3 protein-coding genes are annotated in these 3038 nt (G+C 46.1%); all 3 read left to right on the forward strand.

Annotated elements, in window-relative coordinates:
• The first annotated feature begins 413 nt into the window (after positions 1-413).
• The 3 genes from ACUNWA_RS18940 to ACUNWA_RS18950 are packed head-to-tail and all read left to right on the forward strand — an operon-like array spanning position 414 to position 2962.
• Complete coding sequence (locus tag ACUNWA_RS18940) at positions 414-890, forward strand: hypothetical protein (RefSeq protein ID WP_445593495.1); 477 nt, start codon at positions 414-416, stop codon at positions 888-890.
• A gap of 59 nt (positions 891-949) precedes the next feature.
• The gene (locus ACUNWA_RS18945; RefSeq protein ID WP_445593496.1) at positions 950-1282 is read left to right on the forward strand and encodes a PadR family transcriptional regulator; all 333 of its coding nucleotides are present in this window, start codon (positions 950-952) and stop codon (positions 1280-1282) included.
• 42 nt (positions 1283-1324) lie between these two features.
• Complete coding sequence (locus ACUNWA_RS18950; protein WP_445593497.1) at positions 1325-2962, forward strand: PspC domain-containing protein; 1638 nt, start codon at positions 1325-1327, stop codon at positions 2960-2962.
• The last annotated feature ends 76 nt before the right edge of the window (positions 2963-3038 follow it).

The following is a 3038-nucleotide window of genomic DNA, read 5'->3' on the forward strand; positions in this document are numbered from 1 at the left end:
TTCCATTCTCCTTTTTCCAATTGTTTTTGACTTTTTTTTCATCGCCTGATCGCGAAAAAAAGATGTTTATCCAAGTGGTTTTAAGCCTTTTTGATCAATCCTTCGGAAAAAAATAAAATTTCCATTCATGTCGAAGGCACACAATGTCAATGTGTTATACGTTTAGGTTAAAAATATTTTCAAAAAAGATAGTACTTTGTATTGCATGGAACCATTTAATGTTTGTATATTTGTAATACCGAATTCAAGGTAAAAGATAGAAATAGTTTAAAAAAAGTTCTATACAAAATGTAACGAAAGCAAAAAACAGTCGTCTTAAAAACGGAAACAGGAAGCAAACAAGTTCTCAAAGTATTTAGAAAACAATCAGACAAGGAAACAGAAAACAGAAACAAAAACACAGGAGGCCCATCATGAAAACACAAGAGACAAACACCGGAAACAACAACAATCAAGCAGAACGAGTATTGTTAAGAAGTGCAGCGGTAATCATCAGCTTTGTATTAATCAGCTTTACTGTGAGTGCACAAGGATTTTGGAAACAGTTACTGACCAACAACAGTTTTGGACAGGTCGCCCTTTTGATGGTTGAAGAAACAGGCGCCGCCGAAGTAGCCACAGAACTTAGTGTGCCCGCGGCAGCAGAAAGTTCTACCTTTTATTTTGCTGAAGCTATGGAATCGGAACTGGAAGTAGAAGCGTGGATGACTGATGATGTTTATTTCGGAGCATACACTCACCTGGCCGTGCCAGCCACCGAGCCTGGCCTTGAGTTGGAAAGCTGGATGATGGATGAAGGTTATTTTAACAGCCACCTGATGGATACAGACGAAGAGAAAGAACTGGAGCTGGAAGCCTGGATGACCGATAATGACTACTGGAGCTTGTAGGATGAGCCTGAATGTGGCGGGGGAATTGAGATACTAACAGAGAAGAGAGGGAGCAAATTATGAAGATCGAGAATACAAAAGCACAGATGCGCAAAGGGGTTTTGGAGTACTGCATTTTACTGGTACTAGATGGGAAGCCCCTTTACGCGAGCGACATCATCGAAGAGCTTAAAAACTCAAAGATGATTGTTGTTGAAGGTACACTTTACCCGCTGTTGACGCGACTGAAAAATGCCGGATTGCTGGCATACAACTGGGAAGAATCGACCCAGGGACCACCTCGAAAATACTACGAACTAACCGATGTTGGAAATGAGTTTGTTCATGAGCTGGGCAATTCGTGGGATGAGTTGGTCGAAGCGGTAGGAACCATCAAGTCAAGCAAATCGTAAATCGAAGAAAAACCAAAGCACAAACGCAAAAAACAGAAAGAAATGAAAAAGACATTTACAATCAATATCAGCGGCAGCGTTTTTCACATTGACGAGGATGCTTACCAAAAGCTTCAAAACTACCTGCAGATGCTGAATGCCCACTTTGGCACGGATGAAGAAGGCCGGGAGATTTTGCAGGACATTGAAACCCGCATTGCTGAGCTGTTCAGCGAAAAGATGGATAAGGATGCCAAAAATGTGGTTCTGGAATCGTGGGTGGATGAGGTGATTGCGCGTATGGGTAAACCCGAAGACTTTATGGAAGGCGAAGAGGAAGAGGACGAACCGGCCTCGACAGCTGGATCAGGCACTGGCGACGAGCGCAGCCAGCCCGGAAGCGGTAAAGTGAAACGCCGGATGTACCGCGACCCGGATCATCGGGTTTTTGGAGGCGTGTGTGGGGGTATGGCTGCTTACTTTGGCCTTGATCCGGTGGTGCTTCGTATCATCTGCTTTGTATTGATTTTTATTACCAGCGGTGTAATCATCCCGGTCTATTTGCTGCTGTGGATTGCCGTTCCGAAAGCGAAGACTACGGCCCAGAAGCTGGAGATGCGCGGACAGGAAGCCACGGTGTCAAACATCGAGAAATCGATTAAAGAAGAAGTTCTGGAAGTGAAAGCCAGCTACAACAAGTTTCGCAGTTCCGATTCGTACAACAAAGGCAAAGAGCAGGTCAGCCGTTTTGGCGAAGTGGTTTACCGTCTGTTTCGGGTAGCCCTGAAAGTTTTGGTGATACTGGTTGGCGTAGGCCTGATTCTGTTTGGCTTTTTTAGCCTGATCACCTTTCTGGCCTCGATGATTGTAGGTCATTCATTTATAGAAGCTGCCCCCTGGATTGCCGGCTTTGGCCCTGAGTTTTACATGCCCGAAATCGCCACCTACTTTATCAGTGCAGGCTCGCTGACCACCCTGATGGTTGCCACCGGCTTTTTGGTGGGTATTCCGTTGCTGGCTATCCTGTTTGTGGGCACCAAGCTGGTGTTCCGCTTCAAAACAAATAACAAGCTGATCTTTTTAGGTTCGCTGGGCGTATGGCTGGTGGCCCTGGTAGTGGCTATTGTGGTTTCGCTGTCGCAGATTGACGATTACAGCAAACAAACCACGGTGACCGAAAGCCAGGTGATTGATTGTAACAGATGCCAGACGCTGTATCTGGAGCTGGACCATGATAATTACAGCAGCAGCCGGCACAACTACTATATGGATCTGGATCGCATGAAAGTGGTTTCTCAGGATGGGAAAACCATCCTGCTGGGGAGCCCAAGGCTGGATGTTGAACGCAGCAGCACCGATGACTTTGTGATTCTGATTCGCAAGAAGTCGCGCGGCAGCAGTGCCGAAGAAGCCAATGAAAATGTTCGGGAGATTGTGTATCAATACACGTTGCAGGATTCCACGGTAAACTTCAAGCCCTATTACCAACTCGATGAAGGAGCGCGCTGGCTGCAGCAGGAGGTGGATGTCACCGTTAAAGTGCCCGAAGGCAAAAGCGTTTACCTGGGCGATAAGCTGATTAAGATTATCTACGATATTGAAAACGTGTCAAACACCTATGATGGCGACATGGTCGGCAAATACTGGAAAATGACCGGGCTGGGCCTGGAAGAAGATGTGCGGTCATTGATCACTGATTAGAACAGCATTAAAAACAGTTTGTGTCCTTGTGTTTTAAACTTTCCGGCGGCTGGCTTCCGGGCCGGCCCCGGTAAGG

This window comes from Sunxiuqinia sp. sy24 (assembly GCF_052677165.1).